18 protein-coding genes are annotated in these 16,410 nt (G+C 74.0%); 13 read left to right on the top strand and 5 right to left on the bottom strand.

Annotated elements, in window-relative coordinates; all coding sequences use genetic code 11:
• Positions 1–9: 9 nt before the first annotated feature.
• The 4 genes from ilvA to ACH47X_RS12475 all read left to right on the top strand — a co-directional run bounded on the left by ilvA (position 10) and on the right by ACH47X_RS12475 (position 3,425).
• Positions 10–1,269, top strand: coding sequence for a threonine ammonia-lyase (gene ilvA / locus ACH47X_RS12490; protein ID WP_397404682.1), 1,260 nt, complete (start codon positions 10–12; stop codon positions 1,267–1,269).
• A gap of 118 nt (positions 1,270–1,387) precedes the next feature.
• Positions 1,388–1,732, top strand: a complete 345-nt coding sequence (locus ACH47X_RS12485; protein WP_397404680.1) for a YciI family protein — start codon at positions 1,388–1,390, stop codon at positions 1,730–1,732.
• Positions 1,733–1,743: 11 nt separating this feature from the next.
• Positions 1,744–2,088 carry a YciI family protein gene (locus tag ACH47X_RS12480; RefSeq protein WP_397404678.1) on the top strand — a complete coding sequence of 115 codons (345 nt, stop codon included), beginning with the start codon at positions 1,744–1,746 and terminating at the stop codon, positions 2,086–2,088.
• Positions 2,085–3,425, top strand: coding sequence for an RNA polymerase sigma factor (locus tag ACH47X_RS12475; protein ID WP_397404676.1), 1,341 nt, complete (start codon positions 2,085–2,087; stop codon positions 3,423–3,425). Before ACH47X_RS12480 ends, ACH47X_RS12475 begins: the two co-directional genes overlap by 4 nt.
• A gap of 99 nt (positions 3,426–3,524) precedes the next feature.
• Here the strand turns inward: ACH47X_RS12475 and greA are convergent, their stop codons facing one another.
• Both greA and ACH47X_RS12465 read right to left on the bottom strand, forming a co-directional pair.
• Positions 3,525–4,007, bottom strand: coding sequence for a transcription elongation factor GreA (gene greA, locus ACH47X_RS12470; protein ID WP_020017013.1), 483 nt, complete (start codon positions 4,005–4,007; stop codon positions 3,525–3,527).
• A gap of 205 nt (positions 4,008–4,212) precedes the next feature.
• The gene (locus ACH47X_RS12465) at positions 4,213–4,716 is read right to left on the bottom strand and encodes a DUF4307 domain-containing protein (protein ID WP_397404673.1); all 504 of its coding nucleotides are present in this window, start codon (positions 4,714–4,716) and stop codon (positions 4,213–4,215) included.
• Between the two features lie 171 nt (positions 4,717–4,887).
• On the opposite strand from ACH47X_RS12465, the gene mca reads away from it, so the two are divergent.
• The 4 genes from mca to ACH47X_RS12445 all read left to right on the top strand — a co-directional run bounded on the left by mca (position 4,888) and on the right by ACH47X_RS12445 (position 8,227).
• On the top strand, positions 4,888–5,775 hold the full coding sequence (gene mca, locus ACH47X_RS12460; RefSeq protein WP_397405134.1) for a mycothiol conjugate amidase Mca: 888 nt from the start codon (positions 4,888–4,890) through the stop codon (positions 5,773–5,775).
• Entirely contained in the window at positions 5,772–6,170 is a 399-nt protein-coding gene (locus ACH47X_RS12455; RefSeq protein ID WP_397404671.1) for a hypothetical protein, read from the top strand. Before mca ends, ACH47X_RS12455 begins: the two co-directional genes overlap by 4 nt.
• Complete coding sequence (locus ACH47X_RS12450) at positions 6,163–7,023, top strand: carbon-nitrogen hydrolase family protein (protein ID WP_397404669.1); 861 nt, start codon at positions 6,163–6,165, stop codon at positions 7,021–7,023. Before ACH47X_RS12455 ends, ACH47X_RS12450 begins: the two co-directional genes overlap by 8 nt.
• A gap of 85 nt (positions 7,024–7,108) precedes the next feature.
• Positions 7,109–8,227, top strand: coding sequence for a nucleoside hydrolase (locus tag ACH47X_RS12445; RefSeq protein ID WP_397404667.1), 1,119 nt, complete (start codon positions 7,109–7,111; stop codon positions 8,225–8,227).
• On the opposite strand, the gene trhA is transcribed toward ACH47X_RS12445, so the two are convergent.
• Positions 8,203–8,961: a PAQR family membrane homeostasis protein TrhA gene (trhA, locus tag ACH47X_RS12440; protein ID WP_397404665.1), complete on the bottom strand. Its 759-nt coding sequence runs from the start codon at positions 8,959–8,961 to the stop codon at positions 8,203–8,205. The two genes, ACH47X_RS12445 and trhA, sit on opposite strands and share 25 nt — an antisense overlap.
• Before the next feature lie 296 nt (positions 8,962–9,257).
• On the opposite strand from trhA, the gene ACH47X_RS12435 reads away from it, so the two are divergent.
• Together ACH47X_RS12435 and ACH47X_RS12430 are read left to right on the top strand one after the other, a co-directional pair.
• On the top strand, positions 9,258–10,019 hold the full coding sequence (locus tag ACH47X_RS12435; RefSeq protein ID WP_397404663.1) for an isoprenyl transferase: 762 nt from the start codon (positions 9,258–9,260) through the stop codon (positions 10,017–10,019).
• A gap of 136 nt (positions 10,020–10,155) precedes the next feature.
• Positions 10,156–10,623 (top strand): MarR family winged helix-turn-helix transcriptional regulator, encoded by a 468-nt coding sequence (locus tag ACH47X_RS12430; protein ID WP_036967525.1) that lies wholly within the window; start codon positions 10,156–10,158, stop codon positions 10,621–10,623.
• Here the strand turns inward: ACH47X_RS12430 and ACH47X_RS12425 are convergent, their stop codons facing one another.
• On the bottom strand, positions 10,624–11,523 hold the full coding sequence (locus tag ACH47X_RS12425) for a LysR substrate-binding domain-containing protein (protein ID WP_397404661.1): 900 nt from the start codon (positions 11,521–11,523) through the stop codon (positions 10,624–10,626). It lies immediately after the preceding gene.
• Positions 11,524–11,609: 86 nt separating this feature from the next.
• Between ACH47X_RS12425 and ald the strand changes: the two genes are divergently transcribed.
• Together ald and ACH47X_RS12415 are read left to right on the top strand one after the other, a co-directional pair.
• Positions 11,610–12,728 (top strand): alanine dehydrogenase, encoded by a 1,119-nt coding sequence (gene ald, locus ACH47X_RS12420; RefSeq protein ID WP_397404659.1) that lies wholly within the window; start codon positions 11,610–11,612, stop codon positions 12,726–12,728.
• Positions 12,729–12,754: 26 nt separating this feature from the next.
• On the top strand, positions 12,755–13,906 hold the full coding sequence (locus tag ACH47X_RS12415) for a glycerate kinase (protein ID WP_397404657.1): 1,152 nt from the start codon (positions 12,755–12,757) through the stop codon (positions 13,904–13,906).
• Positions 13,907–14,017: 111 nt separating this feature from the next.
• On the opposite strand, the gene ACH47X_RS12410 is transcribed toward ACH47X_RS12415, so the two are convergent.
• Positions 14,018–15,367, bottom strand: a complete 1,350-nt coding sequence (locus ACH47X_RS12410) for an MFS transporter (RefSeq protein ID WP_397404655.1) — start codon at positions 15,365–15,367, stop codon at positions 14,018–14,020.
• A 73-nt stretch (positions 15,368–15,440) separates the two neighbouring features.
• Between ACH47X_RS12410 and ACH47X_RS12405 the strand changes: the two genes are divergently transcribed.
• Entirely contained in the window at positions 15,441–16,319 is an 879-nt protein-coding gene (locus ACH47X_RS12405) for a LysR family transcriptional regulator (RefSeq protein WP_397404653.1), read from the top strand.
• Positions 16,320–16,410: the final 91 nt, after the last annotated feature.

The raw sequence follows: 16,410 nt of genomic DNA, 5'->3' as shown, positions 1-16,410 counted from the left end.
TCGGGCAACATGCGCGCTGTGCCACTGGATCCGTTCGACCTGGAGTCCTACGGCGGCCACCTCACGGTGTCCGCCGACGACGCCCGGGCTGCCGCCGAGATGCTCGACGGCGTCATCACCCGTACACCCGTGACGGAGAGCCGCGCGCTGTCCACGATCGCGGGCACGAAGGTGCTGCTCAAGTGCGAGAACCTGCAACGCGCGGGCTCGTTCAAGGTGCGCGGCGCCTACGTACGCCTCGCGCGTCTGTCACCCGAGGAGCGTGAGCGCGGCGTCGTCGCGGCGTCCGCCGGGAACCACGCGCAGGGCGTCGCGCTCGCCGCGAGCATGCTCGGCATCGACACCGTCGTCTACATGCCCGTGGACGCGGCCCTGCCCAAGGTCGCCGCGACCCGCGGGTACGGCGCCGAGGTACGCATGGTGGGCTCGTCCGTGGACGAGGCGCTGGCCGCCGCGCGCGTCGAGGCCGCCCGGTCCGGCCGGGTGCTCATCCACCCGTTCGACCACGTCGACGTCGTGGCGGGCCAGGGCACCGTCGCCCTGGAGATCCTGGAGCAGGTGCCCGACGTCGCCACCGTCGTCGTGCCGCTGGGCGGCGGCGGGCTCGTGGCCGGGATCGCGGCCGTGCTGGCCGAGGTCGCCCCGCACGTGAAGGTCGTGGGCGTGCAGGCGGCATCGGCCGCGGCGTACCCCGGCTCGCTCGAGGCGGGCAGGCCGATGGCCGGCACGCTCGGCGCCACCATGGCCGACGGCATCGCGGTGGGCCTGCCGGGCGACGTGCCGTTCGGCATCGTGCAGAAGGAGGGCGTCGAGGTCCGGACGGTCACCGAGGACCAGCTCTCGCGCGCCCTGCTGGCGGTGCTGGAGCGCTCCAAGCTGATGGTCGAGCCGGCCGGCGCGGCGGGGGTCGCGGGCATCATGGCCGCCGGGCCGGGCGTGTTCGCCGGGCCGGTCGTGGCGGTGCTGTCGGGCGGCAACATCGACCCGCTCGTGCTGCTGCGCGTGGTCCAGCACGGCCTCGTCGCGGCCGGGCGGTACCTCAAGCTGCAGGTGCGGCTGATGGACAAGCCCGGCGCGCTCGCGCGGCTCGTGGAGACCATCGCCGCCGCCGGCGCCAACATCGTGGCCGTGGACCACACGCGCACCGACGTCTCGCTCTCGGTGTCCGAGGTGTCGGTCAACCTGCAGCTCGAGACCAAGGGCGAGGAGCACCGGACCGCCGTCGTGGAGCGCCTGGAGTCCGAGGGGTACGAGGTCGCCGCGTTCTGACCCGAAACCTGGTCGGGTCCGGGTGTCGTGGGGACGCGCTCCCGTTCGTCGTCAGGATGACGCGGCCGCCCGGCCGCGCGACGATGACTCCGGGGATCACCCCGGAAGGGAGCACACCATGCGTTACCTCATGCTCGTCCTGTCCACCCCCGACACCCCGGCCGAGCCGGGCGACGTGCCGCAGATCGAGGACTGGGTGCGCGACACCTACGACACCGGTCGCGCGCTCCTCGGTGACCGCCTGCGCCCGCCCGCCGACGCCGTCGGCGTGCAGGTCCGCGCCGGGGAGGTGATCGTCACCGACGGCCCGTTCTCCGAGACCAAGGAGGTCATCGCGGGCTTCGACGTGCTCGACGCCCCCGACCTCGACGAGGCCATCCGCATCGCCTCGGCCCACCCGATGGCGTACACCGGGGCGATCGAGCTGCGTCCCTTCTGGCCGCTCGAGCTGGACCAGGCCTGAGGGGAGCAGCCGTGCGCTACCTGATGCTCACGATCGAGCCCGACGTCCCCGACCGTGGTCCGACGCCCGACCTCGATCGCTGGGTGGCCGAGCGCGACGCCTCGGGCATCCGCGTGACCGGATCGCGCCTCCGACCTGCCGCCGACACGCGCCGGGTCGCCGTGCGCGACGGCCGGACCATCGTGACCGACGGTCCGTTCACGGAGTCGAAAGAGATCGTCGGCGGTTTCGACATCATCGAGGCGCCGGACCTGGACGCGGCGCTGACGATCGCGGCGGCATACCCCGGGGCGCGTGACGGCCTGGTCGAGGTCCACCCCTACTGGCCGACCGACGACGAGCCGCCCGGGGCATGAGCACCACCGACGGGTCCGTGGGCAAGGCCGTCTCCGCGGCGTTCCGGGACGAGTGGGCGCGGGTGCTCGCCGCCGTCGCGCGCAGCACCGGTGACCTCGACCTCGCGGAGGACTGCGCGCAGGAGGCGTTCGCCGTGGCGCTGCGCACCTGGGAGCGGGACGGCGTCCCGGACCGGCCGGGCGCCTGGCTCACCACGACGGCCCGCAACCGGGCGCTGGACCGGCTGCGACGCCGGGCGGTCGAGGCGCAGAAGACCGCCACGGCCGCCCGGCTCGCCTACCGGGCCGGGGGAGTGCCCGGCGCCGAGGACGGCAGCGCGGAACCCGACCCGGTGGGCGACAGCGCGGTGAGCGCGCTGGACCACGCGGACTGGGCGGTCGTCGGGCCGGACGAGCCCGACGGTGACCTGCTCCGCCTCGTCTTCACGTGCTGCCACCCGGCCCTGCCCCTGGAGGGCCGTGTGGCGCTCACCCTGCGGAGTCTCACGGGTATGACGACGGCGCAGGTCGCACGAGCCTTCCTGGTGCCGGAGACGACCATGGCGCAGCGCCTGACCCGGACCAAGCGCAAGATCCGCGCCACCGGCATCTCGTTCCGGGTGCCGCCCGCCGAGCTGCTGCACGAGCGGGTGTCCGCGGTGCTGGCAGTGCTGTACGTCCTGTTCACGCAGGGCTACGACGGCTGGGCCGAGCCTGCCGACGACACCGATGGCACCGCCGCGCGCCGCGCGCTGGGCGACGACGCGGTCCGCGCCGCCCGGCTGGTGGCCCGGCTGCTGCCCGACGAGCCCGAGGCGACGGGCCTGCTCGCGCTGCTCCTGCTGCAGTACTCCCGGCGGGAGGCGCGCCTGGACCTGGACGGCGTGCCCGTGGTGCTGGACGAGCAGGACCGCTCCCTCTGGCGCGAGGACGAGATCGCCGAGGGCCTGACCGTGCTGGACGGCGCGCTCGCGACCCGCCGCCCGGGCCCGTACCAGGTGCAGGCGGCGATCGCGGCCCTGCACGCGCGGGCGACGACTGCCGACGACACGGACTGGGAGGAGATCACGGCCCTCTACGACGTGCTGCTGGACATGACGCGCTCGCCCGTGGTGGCGCTGAACCGGGCGGTCGCGGTGGGCAGGCTGCGGGGGTCCGAGGCCGGCCTGGTCGTGCTCGACGAGGTCGCCGCCGCACCCGAGCTGGCGACGTACCACTTGCTGCCCGCGGTGCGGGCCGACATGCTGCGCCGGGCCGGGCGACAGGAGGAGGCCGCCGCGGAGTACCGGCGGGCGCTCGCCCAGGTGGACCGCGAGGGTGACCGGAAGCTCCTGCGCCGTCGTCTCGCGGACCTGTAGCGGGCCTGCCGGGCGAGCCGTGAGACGCCGACAGGCCTGTCGGCCGTGCGGGTCACCGGGGTGATCCGCGTGGCCGACAGGCCCGCCGGGGGTGGTTCGTCAGCCCTGGAAGGGCTTCGCGCCCGTGATCTCCACGGGGATGTCGCGCCCGTTCGGCGCGTGGTAGCTCGTCTTCGCGCCGATCGACTTGCCGTCGATGGCGGCGCCGAGCGGCGACGTCGGCGAGTAGACGTCGAGGTCGGTGGACCCCGCCATCTCGCGCGAGCCGAAGAGGAAGCTCATCTCGTCGCCGGCGACGATGGCGGTCACGACCATGCCGGGCTCGACCTTGCCGTCGTCCGCCGGGGTGCCGACATGGACGTTGCGCAGCTTCTCGGTGAGCTCGAGGATGCGTGCCTCGTTCTTCGCCTGCTCCTCACGAGCGGCGTGGTACCCGCCGTTCTCCTTGAGATCGCCCTCGTCACGGGCAGCGGCGATACGCTCGGTGATCTCCGACCGGTAAGGGCCGGAGAGATGCTCCAGCTCGGCCTTGAGCTTGTCGTGCGCCTCCTGGGTGAGCCAGGTGACAGAGGTGTCAGCCACGGGGGCTCTCCTTTCGTCGTTGCTCGTTCGAGCCACAGTTTTGGCAGCGCGCAAGTTCCCGGCCGACGAGCGGATCGGGCACGCGCGCCAGCCGGTCAACACAGCGTGTGAAACGACGAGAATACCAATGACGAGGAAAGACGTGCCAAGACTTTCCCGGGTTCCGCTGTGAGCGGACGGTGTACGTATTCCCGAGGGCGAACCGTCAGCGCTGGTCGCAGTGGTCGACGACGCCTGTGGTCGCCAGCTCCGTCGTGGCGATCGTCACCGTCTGCCGGGTGGTCCGGCCCGGCTCCGGGCCGACCTCGACGTCGACCGCGCCGACCTCGGCGAAGTTGCGGCTCAGGGCGGTCACCGTGCACACGGCCTCGGTCCCGGGCGGCATGCTGACGTCGAACGTCACCCGCACCTCCTCGGGGCTCTCCACCGAGAAGCCGACGTCCACGAAGGTCACGGGCTCGCGCTGGGTGTCCACGATGGTGAACCATGCCGCGATCGCGACGCCGGCGGCCAGCGCCAGGCCAACAGCGATCCGCGCGCCCACCGACAGCCTGGGCCGCGGCCGGACGCCGTCGCCCTCGTCCCACGGGTCGTCCTGGCCGGGGTGCCCGGCCCGGTGCCGCGTCCCGGCGCCGCCGCGGCCGTAGCGCGCGGCAAGATCCGGCGCGTTCGCGTCGCTGGTCGGGACGGCGGGGTCTTGGTCGGTCATCACTGCTCGCTCGGATCGGGGGTGTCGGTGGTTCGTAGCAAGATTGTCCGTGGACCATCATGGTCCATGAGAGTGATTGTCTCCCAGACGCTCCGACTCTCAGACTCCGTCCCAGTCCCTGCCCCACAGGAGGACCCAGTGTCCGTACCCGAGCGCGAGCCGCTCCGTCTGATGGCGGTGCACGCGCACCCTGACGACGAGTCGAGCAAGGGGGCCGCCACCATGGCCCGCTATGCCGCAGAGGGGGTGGAGGTCCTCGTCGTGACGTGCACCGGGGGCGAACGGGGCGACATCCTGAACCCGTCGTTCGAGGTGCCCGAGGGGCACGAGTTCGAGACCATCGAGGGTCGCCGGGCCGTGCGCCGGCTCGAGATGGCCCGCGCCGCCGAGGCGCTGGGCGTGCGCCAGCAGTGGTTGGGCTTCGTTGACTCCGGCCTGCCGGAGGGCGACCCGCTGCCCCCGCTGCCCGAGGGCTGCTTCGCGCTGGTGCCGCTCGAGGAGGCGGCGGAGCCGCTCGTGCGCGCCGTGCGCGAGTTCCGGCCGCACGTCATCACCACGTACGACCCGTCCGGCGGCTACCCGCACCCGGACCACATCAAGTGCCACGACGTGTCGTTCGAGGCGTTCGCCGCGGCGGGCGACCCCGACCGCTACCCGGGCATCGGGGAGCCGTGGGAGCCGCTCAAGCTGTACTACAACCACGGGTTCTCGATGAAGCGCATCCGCGCGGTGCACGAGGCCATCGAGGGCGCCGGGCTCGAGTCGCCCTTCGGCGAGTGGGTCGAGTCCCGGGACGCGCGGGAGATCCCCGAGCGCACGGTGACCACCCTGGTCCCGGTCGCCGACTGGTTCCCGAACCGCGACGCCGCCCTGACGGCGCACGCCTCGCAGATCGACCCGGCCGGGTTCTTCTTCGCGGTGCCCCGCGACCTCGAGGTCGACGTGTGGCCGTGGGACGAGTACGAGCTCGCCGAGTCCCGGGTCCCGCTGCCCGAGCGTGCCGCGGGCGAGTACGAGGAAGACCTGTTCGAGGGCGTCCGCTCGGAGGTGGTCGCATGAGCCCGCTGATCGCCGGCGCGCTCGCCGCGGCGACCGAGCCGTCGCCCAACCCGACCGAGGGTCAGCTCCGGCCGGGGCTGGAGACCTGGCAGGTCTCGCCGGGCCTGATCGGCTTCGTCATCACGTTCGCGCTCGCGCTCGCGTGCGTGGTGCTGTTCCTGAACATGAGCAAGCACCTGCGCCGCGCGGGCCACAACGCCCGTCAGCAGGGTCTGCCGATCGAGCAGCCCGAGGGCATCGGCTTCCGGCGCACGGACGGCGAGCCGGACTTCGCCGCCGGCGAGCCCGGCACCCAGCCGGGCGCGTCGTCCGACGCGGCGAACAACGCCGCCGGGTCCGCCGAGAGCCCCGCCGACGGCCCGGCCACGGGCGAGCGCGGCGGTCCGCGTGCCTGACCAGGCTGCTGCCGCGCCGGGCGCCGCCGCGCTCGGTGCCGCCGCGCCCGGCGTCGTGCGGGTGACTGTCGCCCAGGTGGCGGTCAGCGACGACCACGCGGCCAACCGCGAGACGGCCGTCGACGCGTTCCAGGTCGCGGCGCGCGCCGGGTCGGGCCTGCTGGTGCTCCCGGAGTACGCGTCGGCCTACGACCCGCGGGGCGTCGGCCCGGAGCACGCCGAGCCCCTCGACGGGCCGTTCGTCACGCTCCTGCGGGAGCGCGCGCGCAAGCACGGCATCGCCGTGATCGCGGGTGTCACGCTCCCGGGCTCGGACGGCGTCCGCGCGGCGAACGCGCTGGTCGTGGCCGACGCCGCCGGCGAGCTCGCCGGGGTGTACCGCAAGGTGCACCTGTACGACGCGTTCGGCTACCAGGAGTCGGAGCTGCTCGAGCCGGGTCCCGCCGACGCCGAGCCGGTCACCCTGCGCCTGGGCGGCCTCACCTTCGGCGTGCTGACCTGCTACGACCTACGGTTCCCCGAGTCGTCCCGCCGCGTGGTCGACGCCGGGGCGGACGTGCTGGTGTACCCGGCGGCCTGGGTCGCGGGGCCCCTCAAGGCCGACCACTGGCGCACGCTGCTGACGGCCCGGGCCATCGAGAACACGGCGGTCGTGATCGGCGTCGGCATGACGGGCAAGGGCGTCACCGGCCGCACCCTGCTGGCGGGGCCGGACGGCGTCGTCGGGCTGGAGATGGGCGAGGAGCAGGCCTACCGCACGGTGGACCTGGACCCGGCGCCGCTCGCAGCGGTGCGGCAGACCAACCCGTCGCTGGCCAACCGCCGCTACACCGTCGTCCCCACCGGCACCTGAGCGCCTTCGGGCAGCGCCGAATGACGTGGGCAGGCGCGGGCCGCGCGAGCACCATGGCTCCATCCGTCGTCGGAGGGAGCGGGTCATGGTGGTCGGCAGGAGGTTCTCGTCGAGCGTTCGCGCACTCGCGTCGGCGGCGCTCGCCCTGGGCGTGGCGGGCGCCACGGTGACGCCGGCCGCCGCCGTCGGGCAGCCCGGCACGGCGGACAGCGGCGCGGGGTACCGGCCCGTACCCGTCGTCTACGACTCCGACCTGGACTTCGACGACGCCGCGACCCTGCTGTACCTGTGCCAGGCCGACAAGCAGGGGCTGATCGACCTGCGCGCCGTCACGGTGGTGAACAACGGCGTCGGTACGCCGGGCCGGTCGCTCACCCACGCGCGCACCATCCTGGCCGGCTGCGGCCTGGCCGACGTGCCGGTCGCGGACGGGTCCCCGGACTGGGTCAACGAGCCGCCGCCCGAGGCGCGCGAGCTGTTCGAGCAGGTGCTGTCGGGCGCGCTCGGTGACGCGGACACGCCCGACGTGCCCGGTCCGACGTCGGCCGCGGAGCTGATCGCCCGCACGGTGAAGGCCGCACGGACCCCCGTGACCGTGCTGGCCACGGGGCCGCTGAGCAACGTGTCCGCCGCGCTGGACCGGATGAGCCCGCGCACGCTGCGCGACCGGCTGGGCCGCGTCGTCGTCATGGGCGGGGCGTTCGACGTGGGCGGCAACCTGTTCGGCTCCACGACCGGCGGGTTCGACAACACCCAGGAGGTGAACATGTGGATCGACCCGGTCGCGGCCGATCACGTGCTCGCCACCGTGCCGCGAGCCCGCGTGAGCGTGGTGGGGCTGGACGCGACCAACCACGTGCCGATCACGCCGGACTTCGTGGACCTCCTGGGGGCACGGGCCACGAGCTACGAGGCGCGCACGGTGCACGCCATCGTGACGCGGCCCGGCATGCCCGAGCTGATCGGGCAGGGGGTCATGTTCTGGTGGGACGCCCTGGCGGCCGTGTCGCTCGTGACCGGGCAGGGCGTGGACTACCGGGTGCGCCCGGTCGACGTGGTGCTGGACGGTCCGTCGTCGGGCCGCACGGTGAGCGTCGCCGGTGGGACGCCGCAGCGGGTGGGCACGACGGCGGACGGGGCCCTCTTCGAGGACCTGTTCCTCGACGGGCTCGAGGGCCCTCAGACGGCGAGGTTGGCCAGGTAGATCGCGACCACGTGGCATGCGAACCCGAGCACGGTGCACACGTGGAAGATCTCGTGGAAGCCGAACCAGGCCGGGCTGGGGTCGGGCTTCTTGGTGCCGTAGACGACGGCGCCGGCCGTGTAGAAGACGCCGCCCGCGGCGATGAGCCAGACGACGGCCGGACCCCCGGTGGCCCAGAACTGGCCCATGTAGGCGACGGCGACCCAGCCGAGGGCGAGGTAGACCGGCACGTAGACCCAGCGCGGCGCGTTCAGCCAGAAGATCCGGGCCAGCAGCCCGAGCAACGCGCCGCTCCACACGAGCGCGAGCAGGATCGTGCCCTGGTCGCGGGGCAGGAGCATCACCGCGAGCGGCGTGTAGGTGCCCGCGATGATCAGGAAGATGTTGGTGTGGTCGAGCCGGCGCAGCACCGCCTCGGTCCGCGGGGACCAGTTGCCGCGGTGGTAGACCGCGGAGACGCCGAAGAGCAGGCAGGCGCTCAGGGCGAACACCGACGCGGAGATCTTGCCGGGGACGGTCGGCGCCAGGGCGATCAGCACGATGCCGGCCGCGAGGGCGAGCGGGAAGGTGCCGGCGTGGATCCAGCCGCGCAGGCGTGGCTTGACCTTCTTCTCGACCTTCTCGACGGTCGAGGACACCGAGGTGGAGATGTCCTGCAGCGTCTCCGAGACCTTGTGCGTGACCTCGTCCAGGCGGCTGGCCGGACGGTCGGGCTCGTCTGCTCCTGAGACCACGTGCACTCCTCACCGTCGGCGACCGGTGCCCTCCGGGTGCCGGGGCACAACCTACGGTCGCGTAACTTACTCTAGCGTAGGTTAGGGCGCGGGTTGCCGGACAGGGGCCTTGTGAAGATCCTGCGCCGGGTTGGCGGGAGTCGCCCGTCCGGAGCCCCGGAACGCCGCTGGGCGGCGGGGACGTACGTGTTCGAGGGGTACCTTTGTCCCCGTCCTGCCGGGCGCAGAGCCCAGCGTCAGAGCTGCCGTCCGGACCGCGCACAGCGGACCGACGGCCCCGAATCCCTGAGGTATCCGTGCGCCTGCCCAGCCCGCTGTACCGCCTCTACGAGCGACGCCTCGCGTCCGCCCTGCACGGCGCAACACTGCCCCGGCACATCGGCGTCATGCTCGACGGCAACCGCCGCTGGGCGCGCTCGTTCGGTGAGACGGCAGCCACCGGGCACCGCCGCGGCGCCGACAAGATCACGGAGTTCCTGGGCTGGGCCGACTCGCTCGGCATCGAGGTCGTGACGCTGTGGATGCTCTCCACGGACAACCTGAGCCGGTCGGCCGACGAGCTGAGCAACCTGCTGGACATCATCGAGGACGCCGTGACCGACCTCGCCGAGTCGGGCCGGTGGCGCCTGCGCGTCATCGGGCGGCTCGACCTGCTCCCCGCGCGCCTGGCCGCCGCCCTGCGCGCCGCCGCGGACCGCACCGCGGGCGTCAGGGGCCTGCAGGTCAACGTCGCGATCGGGTACGGCGGCCGCACCGAGATCGCCGACGCGGTGCGCTCCTACCTCACGGAGCGCGCCAAGGACGGCGCCACGCTCGCGGACCTCGCGGAGTCGATCGACGTCGAGCACATCGCGGAGCACCTGTACACGAAGGGGCAGCCCGACCCCGAGCTCGTCATCCGGACCTCCGGCGAGCAGCGCATCGGCGGCTTCCTGATGTGGCAGAGCCAGCACACAGAGTTCTACTTCTGCGAGGCCTACTGGCCCGCGTTCCGGCGTGTCGACTTCTTGCGCGCCCTGCGCGACTTCTCCCTGCGGGAGCGCCGCCTCGGGCGCTGAGCACGGCTCCTCGCGAGCGGCCCGGAACCGCTGGCGAGCCATGAATTCGCATGGTGAAATTCGCCACCACGTGCCCAGGTAGGTGACTGAAAGTTCAGTCAGGTAGCGTGCCGAAGATGACAAGGTGGGCACGCTGATGACCGAGCGACGGGTGCCCTCGGCGAGGGAGGCCGCCGAGGCGTGGGAGTCGTTGTTTCGCGCTCAGGTGACGGTGATGCGCCGGCTCCTGGCGGACGACATCTGGGGCGACCTGAGCATGCGTGAGTACGACGTGCTGTTCACGCTCGCGCTCGCCCCCGGCGAGACGCTCCGGCTGCGGGAGCTCAACGAGAACATCCTGATGGCGCAGTCCTCGCTGTCGCGCATGGTCGAGCGGCTCGAGAAGCGCGGGCTGGTGCGCCGCCACCCCTCGCCCGACGACGGCCGGGGTGTGCTCGTCAGCCTCACACCGGAGGGCTCGTCGACGCAGAAGGAGCTCGGCCGGCGGCACGTGCGCTCCATCGCCCACTACGTGGGCCCCGCGCTGGATGCCGAGGACCTGGACCACCTGCGCCAGCTCGCGGACGCGCTACGCGGAGCGCAGGCGGACATCGACGACTTCTGATCAGGCCGAACGGGCCTGACCTCGCAGCGCCTCCACCACGATGCGTACCGCCGCCCGGTCCATCGTGGTGCGGCGTGCCACCAGGTGGATGTCGCGCCGGGGCGGGTCGACGAGGTCCAGGGTGCGCACGGCGTAGCGGTCGTGCACCGCGAGCAGCGGCAGCAGCGTGATCGACAGGCCGGCCTCGACGTGGCTCAGCAGCGTGCCGTGGCTCTCGAACCGGGCCACCGCCTGGGGCGTGAACCCGGCCCGCCGGCAGAGGCGCTCGGCCAGGTCGGCCAGGTGCGCGCCGGGGTGCTCGAACGCCCACGGCTCGCCCGCGAGGCTGGTCAGGTCCACCCGGCCCGAGCGCTCACCGACCGCGGTGTCCCGCGCCGTCACGAGCACGACCCGGTCGCCGGTCAGCGGCAGGCGCGCCAGGTCGGCGTCGGGTGGCACGGGGGCGTCCGGAAAGTCCGCGCAGATGGCCACGTCCACCTCGCCGCGCTGGAGCGCACCCCGGCTGACCTGCGGTTCTGCCTCGGTGAGCCGCACCTGGATCCGCGGGTGCTGCTCGGTGAGCGCCGCGACGGCCGGGACCACGATCCCGTGGAAGGCGCTCGTGAACGCCGACAGCCGCACCACCCCGGTGGGCTCCGAGTGCAGGTCCGCGATGTCGGCCTCGGCGGCCGCGATGCGGTCCAGGATCTGTGCGGCGTGACCCGCGAGGGCGACCCCGGCGGGCGTGAGCCGGATGCGCCGTCCGACCCGCTCGAAGAGCTGCGCCTTCACCTCGGTCTCCAGCGTGGAGAGCTGCTGCGAGACGCTGGAGGGGCTCAGGTGGGTCGCGTCGGCGACGGCGCGCACCGTGCCGAGCAGGTGCAGCTGGTGCAGGAGGCGCAGGCGCCAGGGGTTGAGCATGGGCACATCCTTGTGCAGGTTCGCCGAACATTCTATTCGGGAACGTGGTCTGGACCCGCACACCGGACGGTGCTTACCGTCGATCCATGAACATAGGCGTTCCTACCGAGATCAAGAACAACGAGCACCGGGTCGCGCTCACGCCCGCCGGTGCGCACGAGCTGGTCCGTCGCGGCCACGACGTGCTGGTGCAGGCGGGCGCCGGGCGGGGTTCGGGCTTCGAGGACGACGCCTACCGGCTCGCCGGGGCGCGCACGATGGACACCGCCGAGGAGGTCTGGGCCGCGGCCGACCTCCTCGTCAAGGTCAAGGAGCCCATCGAGCCCGAGTACGCGCTCATGCGGCCCGACCAGACGCTGTTCACCTACCTGCACCTCGCGGCGTCGGCGCCCTGCACCGAGGCGCTGCTCACCGCGGGCACCACCGCCATCGCCTACGAGACGGTCCAGCTCCCCGACCGTTCGCTCCCGCTGCTCAGTCCCATGAGCGAGGTCGCCGGACGCCTGTCCGCGCAGGTCGGCGCCTACCACCTGATGCGGCCGCAGGGCGGCACGGGCGTGCTCATGGGCGGGGTGCCCGGCACGCCTCGGGCCCGGGTCGTCGTGATCGGCGGCGGCGTGGCCGGCGAGCACGCGGCCGCGAACGCGCTCGGCATGGGCGCCGACGTGACCGTCCTCGACGTCTCCCTGCCCGCCCTGCGCCGCATCGAGGCGCGGTTCGGCGGGGCGGTGGGCACCCGCGTCTCGACGACGTACGAGGTGGCCGACCAGGTCGCGTCCGCCGACCTGGTGATCGGGTCGGTGCTGATCCCCGGCGCCGCCGCGCCCAAGCTCGTCACCGACGCCATGGTCAAGACGATGAAGCACGGCGCCGTGCTCGTCGACATCGCCATCGACCAGGGCGGCTGCTTCGAGCACTCGCGCCCCACCACCCACGACGCCCCGACCTTCGCCGTGCACGACACCCTCTACTACTGCGTGGCGAACATGCCCGGGGCGGTCCCCGCGACGTCGACCCGCGCGCTGACCAACGCGACCCTGCCCTACGTGGCGGCCCTCGCGGACCGCGGCTGGCGCGAGGCGCTGCGGGCCGACGAGGCCCTGGCCCGTGGCCTGAGCACGCACGACGGGCACATCACCAACGCCGGGGTGGCCGAGGCGTTCGGTACCGAGGCGGTCCCGGTAGCCGAGATCCTGGCGGCCTGAGCGTCGCGACGGCCTACGATCGGCGCGTGGAGCCGCTGCACATCGTCGTCTGCCCGGACTCGTTCAAGGGCAGCCTGTCCGCGTCCGAGGTCGCGTCCGCGATCGCCGAGGGAGCCCGGGACGCCGCCCCCGGCGCCGTCGTCACGCGCCTGCCCATGGCCGACGGCGGTGAGGGCACCCTCGACGCGCTGCTCGCCGTCTGGGGCGGTGCGGCGCACGTGACCGAGACCGTCGACGCGATCGGGCGGCCGACGTCGGCCCGCTGGGCGATGTCGCCCGACGGACGCACCGCCGTCGTCGAGCTCGCCGAGGCCAGCGGCCTGCCCGGCGTCTCCGACGTGCCCCTGCAACCGCTGCACGCGAGCACCCGCGGCACGGGCGACCTCGCCCGCGCCGCGCTCGACGCGGGCGTCACCGAGCTCCTCGTCTGCCTGGGCGGCTCCGCCTCCACCGACGGCGGCGCCGGCATCCTGACCGGCCTGGGCGCCCGCCTCCTGGACACCGACGGCAACCAGGTGCCCGACGGCGGCGAGGGGCTGGCCTCCGTCGCGTCCCTCGACCTGGCCGGGCTGCACCCGCGGGCGCGCGAGGTGCGCTGGCGTCTTGCCGTCGACGTGACCAACCCCCTGGTCGGCGAGCACGGCGCCGCGCAGGTGTTCGGCCCGCAGAAGGGGGCCCGCGACGGCGAGGCCGAGTTCCTCGACGGCGCCCTGCGGCACTGGGCCGACCTGCTGGAACGGGAGACCGGTACGGCCGTCGCCGAGGTCCCCGGTGCGGGCGCCGCCGGCGGGGTGCCCGCCGGGCTGATCGCCGTGCTCGGCGCCGAGGCCACCCCCGGCGCCGTCCTGGTCGCCGACGCCGTCGGCCTGCCCGCGGCGCTCGAGGACGCCGACCTGGTGATCACGGGGGAGGGGTCGTTCGACTCCCAGTCGGTCAACGGCAAGGTGGCCGACGGCGTCGCGCGGCTGGCCGCGGCGTCGCCCACCCGGCCGCCCGTCGTCGTGCTGGCGGGTCAGGTGCTGCTGCCGGAGGCTCAGGCGCGGGCCGCCGGCATCGCCGCCGCGTTCTCGATCGCACCGGGGCCGGTCGAGCTGGACGACCTGATCTCTCGCACCGCGCCCCGCCTGCGCGACCTGGCCGCCGCGGTGACGAGCTTGGTGGGGGCGAGCCGCGGGTAGCGGCAGTTTGCCCGGCAGGCTCGGCAGTTGGCATCGAGATCGGCACAGGCCTGAGCCGATCTCGATGCCAACTGCCGAACACTTGGGCCAGCTGCCGACCTCGCCGCCCCGTCAGGCCAGGTCGGACGCCGTGGCCGGGGCCAGGACGCGGGTCTGTGACCGGCGGGCCCGCAGCCAGATCACCGCCGCCACGCACGCGAGCACCTGGAACCCGCCCGTGACGACCAGCACCGGTCCTGCCCCGAACGCGCCGATCAGAGCGCCGCCCGCCAGCAGCCCCAGCGAGGCGCCGCCCGCGTGCAGAACGGTCTCCGCGGTGAACGCCGTCCGCCGGGCCGCGCCCGTGGTGCGGTCCACGATCAGCGCGTTGAGCGCCGCGATACCGAACGGCATGGCCAGGCCGCCCACGGCCGAGACGACGCCGACGGCGAGCAGGTCGGGCGCGGCCGCCGGCAGCGCCAGGTACGCGAGCCCGAACACCACCCACGAGGCCACGATCGCCGGGATGCGCGGCACCCGGTGCACCACCAGCGGCACCACGAACGAGACGCCCACGGTCGCGGCGCCGTACCCCGCCATGCCCGCGGCGATCAGCTCGCCCGGGCGGTCGAGCTCGACCCCGAGCAGTGCCAGGCCCAGCGCGAACGCGAACCACGTGAGGCCGCCGACTCCCGCCAGTGCCAGGCCGACGGCCAGCTCCGGCTCGCCGCGCAACACGGAGCGCAGAGCGGGTGCCTCCTCCTCGCGCCGGTCGGCGAGCTCCGGCCGCTCGCCCCGCTCCCCACGCTCGCCCTGCTCCCCACGCTCGCCCCCCTCCCGCCGGTCGACCCTGTCGAGACCCGGTTCGGCCTCGACAGGCTCGACCCGCCGGGCGAGGCCGACCCGGGACACGGCAGGGACCGTGAGCATCGCCAGGGCGGCCAGCCCGACCGCGGCCGCCTCCCACCACAGCAGCGGCTCAGCGCCCCAGGCCACCAGCAGCCACGCTCCGAGCGCGGGCGCGAAGATCATCGAGGCGCGGTGCGCGAGGTCCTGCCAGGCCAGCGCCTTCGCGCCGACGCCGGGCCCGTTGCCGGGCAGCTCGGCCAGGTCCGCGGTCAGTGCCCGCTGCGCCGGCGAGAGCAGGGCCGACGTCGCCCCCGTGACCAGGCCCGTCGCGCACAGCACCACCGCGCCGACGCCGATCGTCGCCGCCGCGACCGGGACGAGCGCGAGCCCGACCACCTGGACCGCGAGGACTGCGGCCAGCGCGCGCCCCGAGACCAGGCGTCCGCGCAGCCGCCGGCCCCACCACCCGGAGGTGAGCAGCGGCAGGCCGGCGAACCCGCCGACCAGCCCGGTGGTCCAGGCGTCGCCGGTCTGGTCGAGCGCGACCAGCGGCAGCGCGACGGCGGTGATGCGCTGGCCGGTCCAGGTGACGAAGGTCGTCGCGGTCAGCGTGACGAGGTGAGGATTGCGCACGCTGTCATCCTGCGGCCGGCCCGCCACCCGCCGGTAGGCGGCCGCCCGGCATGAGCGGGCATAGGCTCACGCTATGAGCTCATATCCCACGGTCGAGGACCTTCGGCTGGTCGAGGCCGTCGCGCGGCACGGGTCGCTGGGCGCGGCCGCCCGCGAGCTGCTGGTCAGCCAGCCGTCGGCCAGCCAGCGGCTGGCCGCGCTGGAGCGGCGCGTGGGCACCAGCCTCTTCGACCGCGACACCACGGGCGCGCGGCCGACGGCGGCCGGGCGGGAGTTCTGCGACCAGGCCGCGCACGTGCTGGACCACCTGGGGTCGATCGTCGAGCGCACGCTCTCGGCGGCGCAGTCGCGCACCGTCTCCGTCGGGGCCTTCCCGAGCCTCGCGGGCACGCTGTTCGCGGCGCTCGACGTGCTGCTCGACGACGTCGTGGTGCAGCCGGAGGTGGACCACGGACCCAAGCTGCTGGAACGGGTGGAGCGCGGCGCGCTCGACGCCGCGTTCACCGGCATCGCGCGGCAGGTGCCGATCCCACGGGGCCTCGTGGTCACGGAGGTCGGGCGGCACGACCTGGTCACGCTCCTGCCCGCGGGCGCCCCCGCGCCCGGCGCCGGGCGGCGTCCCTACACGGGGCAGACCGTCGTCTACTGCCCGCTCGATCTCAGCGCCGACGCCCTGCACCGGCGGCTCACCGAGCTCGGCGCGCAGGCCCGCCCCGGGGCCACGGCGGAGGCCGCCGTCCGGACCGCGCGGGAGCGGCGCTGCGCCGTCGTCATACCCGACATGGTGGCGCGCTGGTACGCCGCGCCCGGCGACCGCACCGTGCCCGCGCCGGCCCGCGGGCGGATCACGCTCTCGATGGTGACCCGCAGCCCGGCGCCGCAGATCCTGCTGGACGCCCTGCCGGGGCTGCGCGAGCGGCTGCGGGAGGGCAACGTGCACGCCCGCCTCTGACGCCGAAGGGGTTCTGACAGGGCGTCGGTTCGATGTCACGTCCCGTTCGAGCCTCTCCGGTCGGTCCGGTCCGCCGGACGGTGGAAGGATG

The organism is Promicromonospora kroppenstedtii (assembly GCF_044389675.1).
GTDB lineage: Bacteria > Actinomycetota > Actinomycetes > Actinomycetales > Cellulomonadaceae > Promicromonospora > Promicromonospora kroppenstedtii.
Note: the sequence above shows the minus strand (reverse complement) of the source record. Positions and strands in the feature narration are given on the sequence as shown.